General features: G+C 51.0%; 17 protein-coding genes and 1 pseudogene. All 18 read right to left on the bottom strand.

The genetic code is table 11. The features are described from left to right. Positions 1–340 precede the first annotated feature (340 nt). Positions 341–529, bottom strand: a complete 189-nt coding sequence (locus LK436_RS01270; RefSeq protein WP_002569233.1) for a transposon-encoded TnpW family protein — start codon at positions 527–529, stop codon at positions 341–343. Next, positions 526–1,380: an ATP-binding protein gene (locus tag LK436_RS01265; RefSeq protein ID WP_008394429.1), complete on the bottom strand. Its 855-nt coding sequence runs from the start codon at positions 1,378–1,380 to the stop codon at positions 526–528. The genes LK436_RS01270 and LK436_RS01265 overlap by 4 nt, the downstream gene beginning before the upstream one ends. Then, entirely contained in the window at positions 1,377–2,126 is a 750-nt protein-coding gene (locus tag LK436_RS01260) for a phage replisome organizer N-terminal domain-containing protein (protein WP_008394427.1), read from the bottom strand. Before LK436_RS01260 ends, LK436_RS01265 begins: the two co-directional genes overlap by 4 nt. Continuing rightward, positions 2,116–2,328, bottom strand: coding sequence for a hypothetical protein (locus tag LK436_RS01255; protein ID WP_039891482.1), 213 nt, complete (start codon positions 2,326–2,328; stop codon positions 2,116–2,118). Before LK436_RS01255 ends, LK436_RS01260 begins: the two co-directional genes overlap by 11 nt. 185 nt (positions 2,329–2,513) lie before the next feature. After that, positions 2,514–4,136 (bottom strand): relaxase/mobilization nuclease domain-containing protein, encoded by a 1,623-nt coding sequence (locus LK436_RS01250; protein ID WP_154251100.1) that lies wholly within the window; start codon positions 4,134–4,136, stop codon positions 2,514–2,516. Next, complete coding sequence (locus tag LK436_RS01245) at positions 4,108–4,506, bottom strand: plasmid mobilization protein (RefSeq protein ID WP_002569238.1); 399 nt, start codon at positions 4,504–4,506, stop codon at positions 4,108–4,110. Before LK436_RS01245 ends, LK436_RS01250 begins: the two co-directional genes overlap by 29 nt. Before the next feature lie 567 nt (positions 4,507–5,073). Further along, positions 5,074–5,619 carry a hypothetical protein gene (locus LK436_RS01240; protein ID WP_006857810.1) on the bottom strand — a complete coding sequence of 182 codons (546 nt, stop codon included), beginning with the start codon at positions 5,617–5,619 and terminating at the stop codon, positions 5,074–5,076. Further along, positions 5,616–6,263, bottom strand: coding sequence for a YfkD family protein (locus tag LK436_RS01235; RefSeq protein WP_006857809.1), 648 nt, complete (start codon positions 6,261–6,263; stop codon positions 5,616–5,618). The genes LK436_RS01240 and LK436_RS01235 overlap by 4 nt, the downstream gene beginning before the upstream one ends. Before the next feature lie 200 nt (positions 6,264–6,463). Continuing rightward, positions 6,464–6,592, bottom strand: a pseudogene (locus tag LK436_RS01230) (Maff2 family mobile element protein); the annotation flags it as partial. Positions 6,593–6,836: 244 nt separating this feature from the next. Next, positions 6,837–8,690: a VirD4-like conjugal transfer protein, CD1115 family gene (locus LK436_RS01225; RefSeq protein ID WP_008394647.1), complete on the bottom strand. Its 1,854-nt coding sequence runs from the start codon at positions 8,688–8,690 to the stop codon at positions 6,837–6,839. Next, positions 8,687–9,157, bottom strand: a complete 471-nt coding sequence (locus tag LK436_RS01220; protein WP_008394649.1) for a PcfB family protein — start codon at positions 9,155–9,157, stop codon at positions 8,687–8,689. The genes LK436_RS01225 and LK436_RS01220 overlap by 4 nt, the downstream gene beginning before the upstream one ends. A gap of 38 nt (positions 9,158–9,195) precedes the next feature. Further along, positions 9,196–10,002, bottom strand: a complete 807-nt coding sequence (locus tag LK436_RS01215; RefSeq protein ID WP_008394650.1) for a hypothetical protein — start codon at positions 10,000–10,002, stop codon at positions 9,196–9,198. A 14-nt stretch (positions 10,003–10,016) separates the two neighbouring features. Continuing rightward, a complete protein-coding gene (locus LK436_RS01210) occupies positions 10,017–10,442 on the bottom strand; it encodes a DUF3846 domain-containing protein (RefSeq protein ID WP_008394651.1) in 426 nt (141 codons plus the stop codon). Beyond that, positions 10,439–11,245 carry a hypothetical protein gene (locus LK436_RS01205; RefSeq protein WP_044930432.1) on the bottom strand — a complete coding sequence of 269 codons (807 nt, stop codon included), beginning with the start codon at positions 11,243–11,245 and terminating at the stop codon, positions 10,439–10,441. Before LK436_RS01205 ends, LK436_RS01210 begins: the two co-directional genes overlap by 4 nt. Positions 11,246–11,258: 13 nt before the next feature. Continuing rightward, on the bottom strand, positions 11,259–13,328 hold the full coding sequence (locus LK436_RS01200; RefSeq protein WP_008394657.1) for an LPD1 domain-containing protein: 2,070 nt from the start codon (positions 13,326–13,328) through the stop codon (positions 11,259–11,261). Between the two features lie 245 nt (positions 13,329–13,573). Further along, positions 13,574–14,350: a DUF6674 family protein gene (locus LK436_RS01195; RefSeq protein ID WP_008394660.1), complete on the bottom strand. Its 777-nt coding sequence runs from the start codon at positions 14,348–14,350 to the stop codon at positions 13,574–13,576. Continuing rightward, positions 14,313–14,633 carry a helix-turn-helix domain-containing protein gene (locus LK436_RS01190; RefSeq protein ID WP_008394662.1) on the bottom strand — a complete coding sequence of 107 codons (321 nt, stop codon included), beginning with the start codon at positions 14,631–14,633 and terminating at the stop codon, positions 14,313–14,315. Before LK436_RS01190 ends, LK436_RS01195 begins: the two co-directional genes overlap by 38 nt. Further along, positions 14,630–15,625: a toprim domain-containing protein gene (locus LK436_RS01185; protein ID WP_044930273.1), complete on the bottom strand. Its 996-nt coding sequence runs from the start codon at positions 15,623–15,625 to the stop codon at positions 14,630–14,632. The genes LK436_RS01190 and LK436_RS01185 overlap by 4 nt, the downstream gene beginning before the upstream one ends. Between the last annotated feature and the right edge of the window lie 22 nt (positions 15,626–15,647).

The following is a 15,647-nucleotide window of genomic DNA, read 5'->3' as shown; positions in this document are numbered from 1 at the left end:
CTTTTTGTGTTGATTTGCAGCGGTTATAAGGATTATTCTACTCCTTTCCTACAACTGCTGTTCCATTCACCACAAATGAGCCGCAGTCATATGTATTAGGTGGGAGAAACCACCCTTTACATAGTAACTCTTGGTTGGAAATGGAATTGCTCTCGCCTTGCAGCTCGTCCTCATGGGAAAGTCTTGGGTAAAGGGCGGTAATTGGTTGTTGGTTGGTCTGTCTTAACATAAAATCCTCCGTTTCCGACAGCCAGCCCCACTATTCCGTACCTTGATTGTACCACATGGGGCGGCGGTCTGTATAGCGGCAAAAGCGTCAAATCTGCTTCTTTATGGTCGGTCAAATCGCCGTTTTTTGTGTAGCAGCTTCCGCTTCCAGCACTTTCATCATCTTGTCGGCTGCGGTATCGGTTGCGCCCTGCTTGAAGAAGCCGGAAACGGTAAGGACGGAGTTGCCCATGCGGATTTCCGTCACACAGTCCGGGCGGCGGTCTGTTTTGGTGGTGCTTGTCTGTTTCGTTTCTGTCATAGGCTCTCCTTTCGCTGCTTCATCAGTTGCTTTAAGCGTTCCAGCTTTTCCTGTGCGGTTTCCTTTCGGAAGTTGCTGCACGTGAAGCGGACGGGGGCGCACATGGAAGTCAGCCTGTCATAGATACGGGCGTGGGGCGTGTCCTGCGGGTGCTGCAATTCCTCCAGCGTGAGGTTGGTCGTGGCGATCAGCGGCTTGTCGCTTCGGTAACGGCTGTCAATCACGCTGTAAACCTGTTCCAGCCCGTATTCTGTTCCTCGCTCCATACCAAAATCATCAAGTATCAGCAGGGGGTAGCTGCAAAGGCGGGAAATATATTCGTTCCTGCCATCAAAGCTGGCAGCAAGGTCATTGAGTATGGTTGCAAAGTTTGTCATACAGACGGCAACCTCTTTCTCCATAAGGGCGTTGGCGATACAGGCGGCAAGGTAGCTTTTTCCTGTCCCCACGCCGCCCCAAAACAGGTAGCCGATATTTTCAGCCTGCATGGTTTCCCAGCTCTCCACATAAAAGCGGGCGGTTTCGGTCTGTGGGTTTCTGCCGTTGTCATGCTCAAATGTCCAGTTCCGCATAGCAGGGTCGGTAAAGCCCCGGCGTTTCAAGTCCTCCACTTTTTCAAGGTGCTTCTGTCGGCTTTCGGCGGCTTGCTGCTTTTCACGGGCTGCTCGCTGGCAGTCGCAGTCTGTTGGGTGGCGGTCACGCTCGAAACAGGTCTTTCCCTCTGCAAAGTAGGCTTCTTTGGGCGTATGGCACTTGCCGCAGTATAAAAGCCCGTCCTCGCCTGTGTAGTCCTCCGCTTCGGCGGTAGTGGCTGTAATGTCCGTAATCATAGCTTCAATCTCGTTTTTCATAAGCTCTCGCCCTCCTTGCATGAATAATCGGGTATGCCCTGTTTCGGGGCAGCCTTGCCTTTGGCAGCGTCTTCCTGCGCCCACTTGTAAATGGTGGCTGCATGGCTGTGGTACTGCTTCCCAGTGGAAGCGATATGGCAGGAAAGCCGGTCAATATAATACTCCCACTTGTCGGGCAGCTCTGTTTTCAGCCCGGAAAGCTCTGTATCGGTCAGTATCACATTGTTGTATCTGCCATAAGCGGCGGGGGCGGGGTGTCCCGTTTCTCCCTCTCTCTCTTTTTCTATCTCTATCTCTTTCTCTAACTCTATCTCTTTCTCTGGTGGACGAATGTCGGACAAATGTCCGCCTTTTGTCCGGGGCGGTAAAAGTGCCTTGTTTTCCAGCCTTGCAGCCCGTTTTCGCTCGGCTTCGGTAGAGGACTGTCCTATCATCAACTCAATGTCGGTCATATAGAAAGCCCCGCTGTCAAGCTGCTCCACAAGCCCCAACTGCCGGAAAATCTCCAAAGCCCTCTCAACCGTTCCTATCTGGTGGCGGGTCAGTGTCGCTATCATCTGCGCTGTGTAGGGGATATGCTCGTCAAGCTGCAATTTCCCGCCGTTTTTCAGCGATTTTAAGTACAGCTTCAAGAGGATATTGGAGTATAAAATCCCGTCTTTCATATCTTCCAGCAGCACAATGGAGTCGCTGTCAAAAAAGTTCTCTTTCAGCTTGAGGTAGTAATATTTGCGGTTATCTGCCATTGTCCCTGTCCTCCTTTTTCCGGCGTTTGGAGTAGTAGTGGGGGCAGAGTATGATAATCGCCCGGAAGCTCTGCTTGCAGCTATGGGTACAGCCCCGGCAGAGGTCATTGTATGTGATACGGTCGCAGGTGGAATTCCCGACTTTCACTTGCCGCAGGAAAAAAGACCATTCCAGCCGCCGTTTCTTGCTCATTCTTGGCATGGGTGCGCTCCTTTCTGCCGTTTCCGCTGGTGTGACGGTATCGGCGGTAATTCTGTATCATCTCGGTATCATTTTCGGGGTTTTTCTGCCCTATAAGCCCGTCAAAAAATCCTTTGGTATTTGCGGATAGGGTACGGGGCAGCCCCCTTGTTCTGTATAGGTTCGGGTACATTTTGGGGCGGTTTTTATCGTTCCTGTTCCTGCCTTTTCACAGGCTTGCGCTCCCGGTGTAAAATCTGGTCGATATTGCCCTTGACAGTCTGTAAGCGGCGGTATTCCTCCCGTTTTGCCCGGTAATCGTTGTAGCCGCTGTTTTTCTCTTGGATAAGGGTTTCAATCTCTGCTTGCAGGGCTTTATAGCTCGGCAGCTTGGAAATGCCGTTCTCCCTGAAATAGCGGGCGGCTGCGTCTGCTATGATAAAGTCGCTTTCGTACTTCTGACGGTAGGCTGCTTTTGCTTTGGCGTTTTTCTGCTGTTTCAGCCCGTCCCGGACAGGGCGGGTCTTGGAATAGGCAAGCACCTGTCGTTGCAGCTCCTTTTTCCCGTTCAGCGTCTTTTCCACCTGCTTCAGCTCTGCAAGGCTTTCCTGCATGGCGGCATAGGCGGCAGAACAGGCTTCGTCCAGTTCCTCCGGGGAAGAAAAGCCGTACTGCTGATAGGCGGTAACGGTAGCCGCCATCTGCTTTAGGTTGTGCTTTGCCGCCCAACGGTCATAGCCCACGCCTTTGCCCTCGGCTCGTTTGGCTTCCCGGTCAACCATGCGCTGCAAGGTGTTGTCTGCCGGGGTGGTTTTTGCGGTTTTTTCCCCTTGTGACGGCTTTTTAGCTGCGGCAGGGTATTCGGGTATGGCTTTGGTCTGTTCGGCGGCTCTGTTGGCGTTCTGCGTAAGCAGGGCAAGGACAGCAGCCTTGTCAAAATCGTCCCCCAGCTTCCGGGCTGTGATAGGCTTCGTCCTGTCCGGCGTGAGGTAGGAAAGCCGCCCCCGGCTCTCCTTGACGGTCACACCCTCCCGCAGCAAAAGGGAAGAAAACTCGTCAAAGCTGGCAGCTTGGGAAAGTGCCTGCCGTATCGTCCGGCGCAGCTTCGCCTTGTCCGTTTCAAACTTGGTGGGCTTGGTCGGCTGTCCGGCGGCTTCTCTGGCGGCGTTCTCTTTATCAAGGGCAAGCTGCCCTTTCTTTGCCGCCCAGTATTCCCGTTCGGTTATCCGTTCCTTGCTGCCGTTCAAGAGGTCGATTTGGTAAAGCCCCTCCCGGTGGCACATCTCCATGACTTCACTCTTGAAATATTCCATAGCGGCATTGGTACAGCGGTGCTTGCAGCCCTCCCTTGTGTCGGCTGGTCTGTCCATGTAGGGCAGAAGCGGGACTTCGTAAATCCGCAGGGAGTTGATGACGATATGCACATGGATATTCCCGCTGTGGTTATGCCCGTCCGGGTGGGTGCAGATTAGGGCTTGGTGTCCGGGGAAATGTGCCTTGCAGAACTGTTCCCCCAGTTCCTGCGCCCGGTCTGTGGTCAAGCCGTTGTCTGTCCCGTCCCGTGGGTCAAAGCTGATGATATAGTGGTGGCTTTTCACATCTTCCCGTTTTTGGTTTTTCTCATAGCGGAGATTAGCCCGCATACAGGCAACAGCGAAATCCTCGCCCCCGCAGTTAAGGGAAGAAATGCGGTAATCCTCCCTCGGTATCAGCCGCCCGTTTTCATCAAGGGTGGGCTTCATGGTAAACTCGTCATGCTCAAATGTGAGGTAGGCTTCCGCTGCGCCATAGTCCGCATTTTTAGAGCTGATATGTTTGAATGTTGCCAACAGCGTCACCCACTTTCTGCAAGACTTCAAACTTTAGGGCAGCAAGGTCGGAAACCGCCGCCCGTACCTCCCCGGCAAGCTGCGGGTAGGGGCTGTGCCACTCGTTCAGCGTCCGGGCTATCTGGTTTAAGTTGCCGCCGATCCTGCCGTATTCGGCGGTCAGCTTCCCAACAGCGGCAAGCAGCTCATCATTGACGGGAGAAACGGTTATGATGGGGCGTATGGCTGCCCCGGTTATGGCTTGCCGGATAAACTCGGCTTGGCTCATGTTGTAGGCAGAAAGCCTTTCTGCAAACTCGGCGTATTCTTCCTCGGTCATGCGTGTTTTGACTACCCGGCTGCGGTGCGGTGTGTTGTATCGTTTTCGCATGGTAAAACCTCCTTTCGACTGCCGCATGGCTGCGGCGGGATAAGCGGCGTAAGCCGCATGGCAGGGTTTGGGGAAGGCACTCCCCAACAAGATTCCCGCAGGGGCAAAATGAGCGATAAGCGAATTTTGGTACTGCGGTAGAATCTTGCTCTAAGAAACTGCCGGACTGCCGCTCACTTCCTACTGCCACTTTTTCGGGAAATCGCAACCAGTTTTTTCATAAAAGGCTGCGGGCTGGCGTTCTCCCTCTCTTTCTGGCAAAGACTTTTCCGGCGGCTTGGTCTTTCCCAACAATAAGGCGTTTCAGAAGCTGTGTTTTGCCCGCTGCTTGATAGAAAACGGGAATTTCCCCCTGCTCACTTATCAGTACCGATACTTTCTCGATTTGCCAAAAATGGGCGCAAAAAAAGCAGCAAATCTTTTTCAGACTTACTGCTTCATGTGCCGCTATGGGGCAGCGGTTATTCAGTTGTAAAATAAAAGAGGGCGGTAGCACTTTGGGCTATCGTCCTCTTGGCTACACATTTGCAAAGACAGGCGGGGCTGTCAACGGTGGGCGAAGCCCATTTACTTGCCGTTGACTGGCTCGGCTGGATTTGCTACTTTCGATCTGATGTTTTCTTGTGAAGAATACACTGTATTGACTTTACCTTGATTTTCCTCCTGTGTTACTGTAATATTAAAGTCGTGAATTTCAGAATTTGTACTAGAGATTTCCAAATTCAAAGAAATAGAAATTACGTTTTTATCAAGTTGTAATCCATCTTCTTTGCAATATGTCGCTGAATAACCACTTGCAAGAACTACCTGACCTACCCCATTTTCATCAAGCACAAATAATGTAGCTGATGAACCAGTTTCTTTATTTCGGGCTATCGCAACCAGTTGTATTGGGGCATTTTCAGCGGAACCAAAAACATATTCTAATAATTCAAATGAAGGATAGTCTTGTGGAAAATTTTCAATAAATTTCTCGCCCCGGCTTTCAATAGAACCGGCACTTTCAAGCTCTGGCAGTACTTCTTTTGTGTTGTCATCAGGTGGAGAATTATTAGAACAAGCACTCAACAAAAGTACAAAAGCTAATAGTAATATAAACAATTTGTTTTTCATTGTGCTTTATATACTCCTGTTGGCGTGTATACCGTCATTCCCTTTGGAACTTTTATGGCTGAGTAGCTAGAAGTTGTTACTTTATAATGGACAGAATTTTTTTGTGGTGCATAAGATTCTGTTAATGTTTTATATTCATAAAAAACATTTTCAGGATAGCCGTCCATATAAACCTTGTATTTTAAACGACCAGCTGTTCTAACAGCAGGAATATAAACATTTAACACTTCAAATTTCCCCGGTGCAATACTATATGAGACACCCGCTGATGTTCCTTTTGTCCAACTACGTGAACCGGTAACTTCAACTCCTACTTCCGCCTGCATTTTTGCAAAAACAACATTTGCTTCTGTTGTGCCATTGGCATAACCCGCAATAGATGCGGTGGTTGTTCCGCTTTGTTCATATTGATATGTAATTTGCATAGGACTTGAGCCTTGAGTATTATCGCCTGAAACAGAACCTAATAATTTATGAGTATAATCAATATTCGTATAATTAGGCTCATAACCTACACATTCTCGTATATATACTCCTCTACGTTCTGGTATTCCTGAATCGTTAGCTGCAAAAACAGTAGTGTTCATTGTTGTTACAATAGCTAAAGAAAAAACTATCCCTAATATTGTTTTGATTTTTCTCATTATGGACTTCCTCCTTTGCTTAAAAAGTTATATTTTGTTGTGTGTTTCATCAAACCATTGGCATCATCTCCTTTTGTTTTATAGTACCATATTTTAGCTATTATATCAATTATCAAATTCAATTTTGCTTTTTTTTGGTTAATTTTTCTGAATAGTGAAGGCTGTCTATCAAATTCTTGTGTGTTACTTTACCGCACATGAGCATTAGCTCCGGGATTGTCGTTGCCATATCCTTCCAAAAGGTTGATGACGCCCCACGCGCCCAGACCGGCGCCCAGCGCGACAACCAAAATCTGCAGGGTATCAATAGCAGAAGTGAAAAAACTCATATTAGGGTAATTACCTCCTTATCAAATGAAAAATAATGTTGTGGCCGTTTTTGGCCTGAAACGCAAAAAAACCGCCCGCTGCTTGAAGAAAAACAAACAGAGGGCGGCGAGCGCAGGCGTACATCCTGCGGATTATGAGTAAATTCAGGAGAATCACGGCTCCTTACCAATAGGCACCTCCTTAAAATGGGCATAAAAAAACAAGGCCCGCCGAAAAGAATGGGAAATTTGCAGATCGGCGGGCCTATTCGGTATCGTCTGCGGATTCTTCCGCCAGCTCGGACGGGCTGATCTCATAGTTGAGGAACAAATCGTCCGGCTTCACCCGCAAGCGGGTAGACAGGTATTTTTCTATATCAAACGTATTTTTCGGGTTAAAATCCGAAAGGTACTTATAATTGGGGTGTTTTGTAATATCGTACTTTCTGGACAGGAAGGGCCGGACGCCACGCACCTGCAGCAGACACTTCCCGCCATCCATCACAGCCAGCTCGTCCATAGACATCAGATCCTTGCCCAGCTTTTGGAAGTTCTGGCCGTGGGATTCCTGCGTACCTTTCGTGACGCTGGTATTATACATATCAATGGTTTCTTTCCCCAGCAGGGCACTCCAGCTTTTTAGGGTGGTTTCTTCCTTTCCTCCCAGGAATAAGCTGGAATCACAGTTGCCGATAATGGTGTCCATGTTATCCTTATACAGTGCTTTCAACTGGCTCTGCGCCTGCAGCACCAGGCAGGCCGAAATCTCTCTGGACCGGATCGTTGCCATGAGTTTTTCGAGGTTCGGAATCTGCCCAATGTTAGCCGCCTCGTCGATCAGACAGCGCACATGCACCGGCAGCCGGCCTCCATACTTATCATCCGCTCTTTCACAAAGCAGGTTGAAAAGCTGCGTATAGGCCATGCTCACCAGGAAGTTGAATGTGGCGTCCGTATCGGAAATGATAAAGAACAGGGCTGTTTTCCGGTCCCCGACCAAATCCAGCTCCAGCTCGTCATACATGGTGATCTCCCGGACTTCCGCAATATCAAAAGGCGCAAGCCTGGCTCCGCAGCTAATCAAAATCGACTTCGCTGTCTTGCCAGCCGCCAGTTTATATTTTTTATATTGCCGGAGGGCGAAGTGGTCCGGGTCTTTCTGCTCCAAAGCGTCAAAGAGAAGGTCAACCGCGTTTTTGAACGATTCATCATCCTCCCGAACCTCCATGGCATTTATCATTTCTACCAAAGTGGAAAAATTCTGCTCATTCTTGGGAGCCTCATAATAAATGTAGCCGATCAGCGCCGTGTAAAGCAACGTTTCGGCTTTCACCCAAAAATCGTCCCCGGATTTTCCTTCCCCTTTGGTATTGGCGATCAGCACTGTTACCAGCTTTAATATATCCTTCTCCGAATGTAGATACGCGAAGGGATTATAGTGCATACTTTTCTTAAAGTTAATAGTATTGAATACCTTGATCTGATAAGGCTCATAAATGATCTTGCCTTTCTTATTGCGTAGGGGCTTTCCGTCCTTGCCCAGCTTGGGAGCGCCGCGGGAGAGCAGCTTTCCGCACTCCACCAGGACAGTGCCCTTCGGATCTGTCACTACATAGGAAGAATGGAGCTGCATCAGGTTTGGTTTTATGAAAAAACGGGTCTTGCCGGAACCAGAGCCGCCAACCACCAGCACATTTTTATTCCGGGCAAAAGCCGGATTTTTGGGTCTGCCGGACATCATAAGCCCTTCCGTCTGGGTCAGGATGATGTTGTTTTCCGGCTTGGGGTCCATAAAGGGGGCAATATCCGCCTTTGTGCCCCAGCGGGCGCTCCCGTATTCCACATCCTTCCGGTACTTTTTGGCATTTTTCCCTTTCACATAGACCACCAGACGAACCAGCGCAGCGCCGATCAGCCCAACCAGCCAGTCAACCGCCGCGCCGGGCATAGAAGTCTGAAAGGCCAGGGTAAAGCCATCCGCCAGTCCCAGCAGCTTTGTAGAAGCGTCAACACCGGGAGCCAGCCGTACCGCCTCGCCAACCTTGGCAAAGAACCAAAGGAATATAAGATAAGGCAGGTTGGGCAGCACATACTTTTTCACAAAGTCCGCTGGCTTCATCGTTCCGGCCCTCCATGCTCCTTGTTTTTTACAGGGTCGCGGGCCAGCTTTCTCGCAATCTCTTTGAATTTCGATAGCTGGGAGAGAAGGGACGGCCTGTTTTCGCGTTTTACCGTCTTTTGCGTATATTTCTTGAAAGCGGCTTCAATCGCGTCAGCCTGGCTTGCCTTAAAATACACGGTCCACTTAGGCGGGGAAACGCTGATGTCTTTCTCCACATGGTAGCGGACTTTATATTTCTTTGCGTACCGCTCAAAAGAGCGAATCCGGTCCTCAACCTCGATCTTATGGGCGTCCGGCGTCTGCGCCGTAAGGCGGCGCATACTGTTCCGTCCGACTTTTGGGGTAGTGCGCTCTTTTTCAATCTTCCGCAGGGCGGCGGCAACAGCAGCCCGCATCACACGGCCCGTCAGTTTTGCGGCCTGGACCGTTACGGATATGGATTTCCGTTCAAGTTCTTCCTGCAATCACATCCTCCTTTCGCATGATATATAATAAGTAGAAATCACCGGGCCTCCGTTTGGAGGGTTTGCTGCCGGGGAGCCTTTTCAAAGTCTTTGGCCGCCTGCGTTACCTGCACACGAGCATGGTCGAGAAACATTTTCAGCATGGATCGGGGGGAATCCCTTTCCACCAGCTCACCGGTCATGCCGCTGCACTCGTCAGGCAGGTAATCCTCAATGCCTTTTAAGGCTTCTTCGTTACTGCCGATAAAGCCCCAGCAGCTATCCTCCAGCTCGCCGTCTTTATACAGTTCAAAACCATACGCCTCGCCGCGAAGGTAGGAATCGTAATATTCCACCTCGCCGCGCATACGGTCCTCCGCTTTCTTCCGGATAGCGGCAGTGAAGGTCTTGCCGCCAAACTCCCGGAGGGCATCTTCCTTGGAGGCGTAGATCCATCCGACCTGCCCGCTGTCCCAGGGGCAGGAAAAGCCAGTGGTATTCATGGTAATGCCGCTGTGGTCGTAAAGATACAGCGGCAGCATAAGGAATTTCTGTGAGATCACCTTCATCAGCCGTTCATCCACCTGACGCTCATAGGCCGGAGAACCAAAAGGGGCTTTGATCTTGTAATTCATCAGGTCCAGCGCCCGCTCATAACGATGGGCGCCCCGTTCATCGTCACCCACTGTTTTCAGGTAAAGGTCCCGGAGAAAGTCATCTTTATCTATGTAATTGTGATGGTCGCCCAGGTGATAACGCCGGTGGAAACAGACCATTTTCCCGAAATTATCATCCTCACGGGGATTGAACGGATTATCGTCCGGCTGGATCACCAGCACATACGGGCCGCGTGTCGCTGTCAGCATCTTTGGCCTCCTTCCTAAAGCTCCGGCCCGGATTTATGGGGCGGCTTTTGTGTCCTCTCTTTATCTTCCGGCGAGGGGACCGGCTGCTTGACGGCAAGGATCTTACCGCCGATCCGCACGAACGATTCCGGCGCCAGAAATTGTTCCTTATATTTTTCCATCAGGTCAGGGGAAAGATCTGAAAAACTTTCTTCTCCAAGCCCGGTGATAAGAAAATTACCGGCAATGATGTCGTAAATCTCTCCGATGTCATCCCGAAGCGCACGGTTCAAAGGCAGCCCTATAAGTTTTCCTTCCTCATTGCAGATCAGGGCCACAGGGTCCTCATACGGATAAACCGCCTGGATAGGACCGTCCACCGCAGCCTGCAAAGACCCAAGCCCCGACTCAATATCTGTTTCATGGGGGATTTCCCCAGGCTGCACCATTAAAACTTTCATCTATGAATATCCTCCTTTTTCTTATCCGGCGCTTTTAAAGGCGCTGCTTTTTCCTGTCTCTTTGCGTCTGAGAGCTTTTCCAGCACCGAAGCCCGTCCTGCCTTGCCCGAATCACGCCCCGGCGCAGTTACAGTCTTTTCCGGTTCCTGTCCTTCCTCGGTATATCCGGGCAAAAGGGCGCCATGTACGGTAAAATGGTCTTTGTATTGCTCTGGAACCGGAGGGGAAATTTCCGTGAACAAATGAGAATAGGCTTTCTTCCGGCCTTCCAGATACTTCATGGCAGCATTTTTATCGGTATAGCGTTTCTGACTCTGCCCGGCAATTTTTTCTCCATACCCCTTCTTAGGGGAATTTACAGAGACATCCCAGGTGACATACCAGGCAACCGGTATGCTCTGTTTCGTTTCCCGGTCATATTTCGTATCTTCCCAAACACTGCAGGTCATCTTGTAAACGCGGTTGCTGATTTCCTCATCATTCCGCCAGTTATTTTTCGATTGCCACTGATTAGAAGTATGAGAAACCTCCGGGGTCCGAAGATATTCCAACGCCCGGTTGATGGCCTGTGTCGCCGCCGCCTGCTGCTCCCATTGCTTAGCCGCGGCTAAAACGATCTCATAGGCTTTCTGTTCCCCGTCAATGCTTCCCTGGCGCATGGCTTCCAAACTTTCCGTGCCCATGGCGATCAAAGCAGAAATATCAATATTTTCGCAGGAAACACTATGTTCCACTTTTAATTCATATCCAGGCTTTAAGTCATCCCCATAACGATAAACACGGTAATCCTTGTTTTCTTCCAAATTCTCACCTCCATCAAAGTTCCGGCTCATGGGGTTTCATCTGCTTTGGCTCTGCCGGCGTTTTGCCCTGTCCCTTAGCAGCGGCAAGCTGCCCCAGGAGGGAAGGCTTCTCCCCGCCAAAGAGGGAAAGCTGTTCTGCATCCGTGATAACCGGCATGGAAGCCATGCGGGAAGGCGCAGGCGCCGCCGGCCGGATTTCCTCTAATGTCTGCGGGTGATCGGAATGGGTGAGAAAATGCTGCCGCTTCAGATCCGAGAAAACTTCATCAAAAACCGCATTGATAGCTTTTCGTTCCTCACCCTCCGGGAAGGCTTTCAAAATTTCTATTTTCCCATCCTTGCCGGTGACAAAAGCAGCGGCGCTGTCTGCGTGGCCTGCCAGGTAATCCGAAATTTCAGGAGACAGCTTATCTTTGATATAGCAGGCGAAAGCCCTGGCTGTCATCTCTGTATTGCTTTCCCAATAGCCGCCGTCTTTTTCACACTCTTTGCCCATACGGACCGAGTTTTTATAAAAATCCGTTTCCACACGGCCAATCTGCGGGGGTTCCTGATCCTGCATCCCGGACAGCATACGCTCAAAAATTTCCAGCCGGTCACGTTCGCTTTTTGGAATAACGCGTCCGGTCACAGATTTTTTAAAAGCGCTTAGCTGTTCCACAGAACCGGGAACGCCTGAAAGAAATTCTTCCCGAAGGACTGCGTAAGTCTCCATGTGAATCTCGTCATTCGCTGCCCGCTTGAGCGGGGCAAGGACCGCCGAATCCAGCCAACCCGCCGCATTTTTCCGGATACGCTCTGCCTGCGCCTCTGTCCGGGCCGCGGCCTGCTCCGGCGTTTCCGGCTTATATTTCATGGTTTCAATCAGCTTCTTAAATGGCTCATACAGGCGGGATTGTTCGGAAAGGAAGCCTTTTGCCCCCATTTTCACGCCCAGGTAATCATCCAGGCCATGCCACCACTCATGCGCCAGGGAACCAGCCCCGTGCATCTTGGTAAGGTTAATGACCTTCCGCAGCGGTTCGTAGTGGGCGGCGGCGTTGCCGCTGCCGCGGGCGCCAAAGGCAATCGAGAGTGTTCCCTGGTAGGAAATATCTTTTTCGCTGATCTTAAGGACAGCCGCCAGGTCTTTGAGGGCGTCAAACCCCATGTTCAGGGAAGCACGCCGGTCATTCTGCGTCATCCAGTTCCCAAATTCACCGCCACGGAAAGCAAAGGCGTCAAGATAATCCTGCCCGATCACATCACGATTTCCTCGGTAATCCGGGCCAGTGCGCCGGACGCGAGAAAGCTGCTGCGGGACAAACCGCTGTTTTCCGCTGGCTCCGCGCTGCCGGGCAAGATCCTGTACCCATTTCAGGGCTTCCTCACGGGTGGCAAAATTCGTTTTCAGGATCGCATAGCCTTTTGTGACATAGTAGGTATCAGGAAGCCAGTCATTATTCTTCGAGTAGGTCCTTTTGCCGTCATTGAACCGGATCTCATAGCCGCGGGGAATCTTTTGTTCAGCGGGAACGCCAAACTGCTTCTTTACGGCCCCCTGGACGATTCTTCTTTCAAAGTCCCGTTCCCCACGGAAATACAGGGCATTTACCAGCTTATCGGTAATGACCGGATTATCCCGACCCTTTTGGGTGGCCCGGATATAACCGCCGCCAATCCCACGGGAAATACGCTCGCAGTAACCGCCGTCAATAATAAGGGCGTCGAATACATCCATGGCATCCTGCACTGTCTGAACCTTTTCAACGGCTTCCTGTACCTGCCGGACGGTTGCGATATATTCTTTCTGCCGCGCCAGGCGCTTCTGAGGCGTATCATCTGAACGCAGATACCGCGGGGAGGCGTTCAGGCTGTCACGCACCACTTTCCGAAAGTACAGAATATCCACCGGGACACCGGATTGAATCAAGGCGTTATAATCCGGCTTTTTCCAGACATTATCTTTTTTCACATACTTTTCGGCCTCGCGTTCATTCATCCCCAGCAGGTCATCCACATACAGCCCGCGGGCGGCCCAAAGGTCCTTTTTAGCGCCGCCGATCTTTTCACCAAAATCTTCATGCACAATTTCCTTCGCCAACTAAAACCACCACCTCCTTATCACGGTTTTGGTATATGCTTTTGCCTCAAAGACATAAGAAAAGGCGCAAGGTCTGCCTAAAAGGTAAGCCAGCGCCCGGTTCCATTCCTCTACGGGAAAGGCACGGTTATCTACTTCAAGAAGCGCCTGCAAAGATAACAGCGGGCACCAGTCCCGCAGGTCTGGAAGGGACACCCCTAACCGTCTTGCGATTGTATCTAATAGATCTGTTTTTGTACGCATCATCATAATTCCACCCGGTCCGCCGCCTTAACCGGCGCCTCCTTTTTTGCCGCAGGCTGTACCTTTTCACTATTTTCCTGCATGGCCTTCAAAACGGATGGCCTGCGCTCTGAGGATTCCTGTAAACGGTCCAGGCTGCCGATAGCTTTTTCAATATTCCGCTTTGCGGCGGTCATGCAAGCCCGGTTGACTTTGTACGGTGCGGCAATCACTTTAGACAGTCTGCCGGGGGCTTTAGGCTCCTGCACCGGTTCTTTCCCTATCAGGGTCCGGCCCATATTCTTCAAATGCCTGCCCGCCTGGTGATACTCCGCAGCAAAATTCTGGATTTTGGAGACAGCGTTATCGTCAATACGGATGCTGGCGTCTGCCGCCTTTTTGATCCCCTCCAGCAGCGGCTTGATGTGAAAAAAGCGGGAAAGGCCATCCAGGGCAGCCGTACCATGTTTCTTAAAGGCAGCAAGGGCTTCTTTACACCCTCCAATTATGAGCTTCTTTAGTTCTGACAATTTCCGGCTCATATTAGAAATGTTCTGTTCCAACGCTTTACAGCTTCTTTTCAGAACAGCTTTCAGGGAGCGGTTCTGCACCTGCAAAAGCTCCTGGCGCATGGTTCTCAATTCCTCTACGGCCTCGGCCAGCCGGTTTTCCAGCTCGCCTACATGGGCAACCATTTCAGCAAAATCCCTGCCGCTTGGGGAAGGATTCTCTTTCAGAACGGCCAGCAGTTCTTTTACATATTCATTTTCTGCAAGAAGCTGTTTGTTCCTTCGTTTCACTCGTCCGGCGTCCTCCTTTCTCCGGGCAGCTTTCCCCGGCAATCTTACTTACGATTTCTGGCCCGGATTCATAAATCTGCATCAGCCTCCGGGCCATGCCGCAGGGATGGGCAGCGCCCGTTGTCCAAAGGCGCACCGTGGAAGGGGTGACATTCATCAGCAGGGCGAAGGCTTTTTCATTGGTTTCCAGCTTTTTCATCAAAGCCTTAACCATGGACGGGCTGTATTCCGGGCAGCGGGCAGCCCCGGCGATTACCTGAATCGCAGACTTTTCGTTATTCATCGTGTTTTCCTCCAAATTGAAACAGCCGCCTGTTTCTGGCGGCTTGCGTGTTTTTCTTCACGGATCGTTTGAAGCGTGCGCTGTAATTTCTCATTGTAGTCTTTCACGCCGCGGGGAGGGTTGACAGACACCCGGATTTTAGAAAAACGCTGGTCTGATTTCAGCAGCGACTTGATTTTCCGGGCGTTGACCCGACCGGCAAGGTCATTGTCCAGATAGAGGGCAACACGGGTGATCTCCGGGTGGCGTTCCAGAAAAGCGACCAGGGCCACATGGGAGGTCCCGCCCAGGGAAAGGCGGTAGCCATTCCATTGCCATCCCTCCAGCTTTTGGAGCGTTGCGTGGGAAAGGGCGTCAATCGGAGCTTCAAAAACCGCCAGGTGGCGGCTGCCTGGCTGATCCGGCGGGTAGCAGAAGCTAAACCGCTTATCACTGCCGCTGATGTCTTTTTTCAAGTCACCCGCTATGCCGCGGACACAGGCAAACCGGCCCGTGCCGGTATCATCCCGGCCAACAAAAACACAAACCGCCTCGTTGTTATAGCGGGACTCATAGAAAAGGCCCAACTGCATACACCGCCTGATGATGTCCGAATGGACTCCCCGGCGTTGAAGGTAAGAAACAGCAAAGGTGGCGCAGCGTTTTTCTCTGGGGAGATGGAAGGGCTTTTTCTCCACTGGTTTCCGCTGTTCCCGTCTGCTGGGAGCTGTATAATGGGAAACGACAGGGGTTCCACTGCCTATCAGATGTTCCACAGCATCCACAAAGCTGTACCCTCGGATTTCCATGAGGTAATCCACGGCGTTGATCTTTCGTCCGCGGCTGTTCCAATACCAGTAATTCTTGCTTGCCACATAAACCAGGCTGTCATGCTCATTATGGCGGTAATTGGCGCCTTCCTGTTTCAGCACGCCGCTTTCGTGGGAAAGCAGATAATCTAACAGATCCGTTTCCCTTGCCTGGGTGATCTGTTCCTGGGTCAAGCTCGGCATAATTTCGGCGTTTCATGGTTTT

This window comes from Clostridium sp. M62/1 (assembly GCF_020736365.1).
Lineage (GTDB): Bacteria > Bacillota > Clostridia > Lachnospirales > Lachnospiraceae > Otoolea > Otoolea saccharolyticum_A.
The sequence above is the reverse complement of the archived record's forward strand: the minus strand, read 5'-3'. Positions and strand labels throughout refer to the sequence as shown.

Excerpts from the sequence above, each read along its gene's own strand:
- LK436_RS01270 (WP_002569233.1), bottom strand. The coding sequence starts at position 529 with ATGACAGAAACGAAACAGACAAGCACCACCAAAACAGACCGCCGCCCG.
- LK436_RS01265 (WP_008394429.1), bottom strand. The coding sequence starts at position 1,380 with ATGAAAAACGAGATTGAAGCTATGATTACGGACATTACAGCCACTACC.
- LK436_RS01260 (WP_008394427.1), bottom strand. The coding sequence starts at position 2,126 with ATGGCAGATAACCGCAAATATTACTACCTCAAGCTGAAAGAGAACTTT.
- LK436_RS01255 (WP_039891482.1), bottom strand. The coding sequence starts at position 2,328 with ATGCCAAGAATGAGCAAGAAACGGCGGCTGGAATGGTCTTTTTTCCTG.
- LK436_RS01245 (WP_002569238.1), bottom strand. The coding sequence starts at position 4,506 with ATGCGAAAACGATACAACACACCGCACCGCAGCCGGGTAGTCAAAACA.
- LK436_RS01240 (WP_006857810.1), bottom strand. The coding sequence starts at position 5,619 with ATGAAAAACAAATTGTTTATATTACTATTAGCTTTTGTACTTTTGTTG.
- LK436_RS01235 (WP_006857809.1), bottom strand. The coding sequence starts at position 6,263 with ATGAGAAAAATCAAAACAATATTAGGGATAGTTTTTTCTTTAGCTATT.
- LK436_RS01225 (WP_008394647.1), bottom strand. The coding sequence starts at position 8,690 with ATGAAGCCAGCGGACTTTGTGAAAAAGTATGTGCTGCCCAACCTGCCT.
- LK436_RS01215 (WP_008394650.1), bottom strand. The coding sequence starts at position 10,002 with ATGCTGACAGCGACACGCGGCCCGTATGTGCTGGTGATCCAGCCGGAC.
- LK436_RS01210 (WP_008394651.1), bottom strand. The coding sequence starts at position 10,442 with ATGAAAGTTTTAATGGTGCAGCCTGGGGAAATCCCCCATGAAACAGAT.
- LK436_RS01190 (WP_008394662.1), bottom strand. The coding sequence starts at position 14,633 with ATGAATAACGAAAAGTCTGCGATTCAGGTAATCGCCGGGGCTGCCCGC.
- LK436_RS01185 (WP_044930273.1), bottom strand. The coding sequence starts at position 15,625 with ATGCCGAGCTTGACCCAGGAACAGATCACCCAGGCAAGGGAAACGGAT.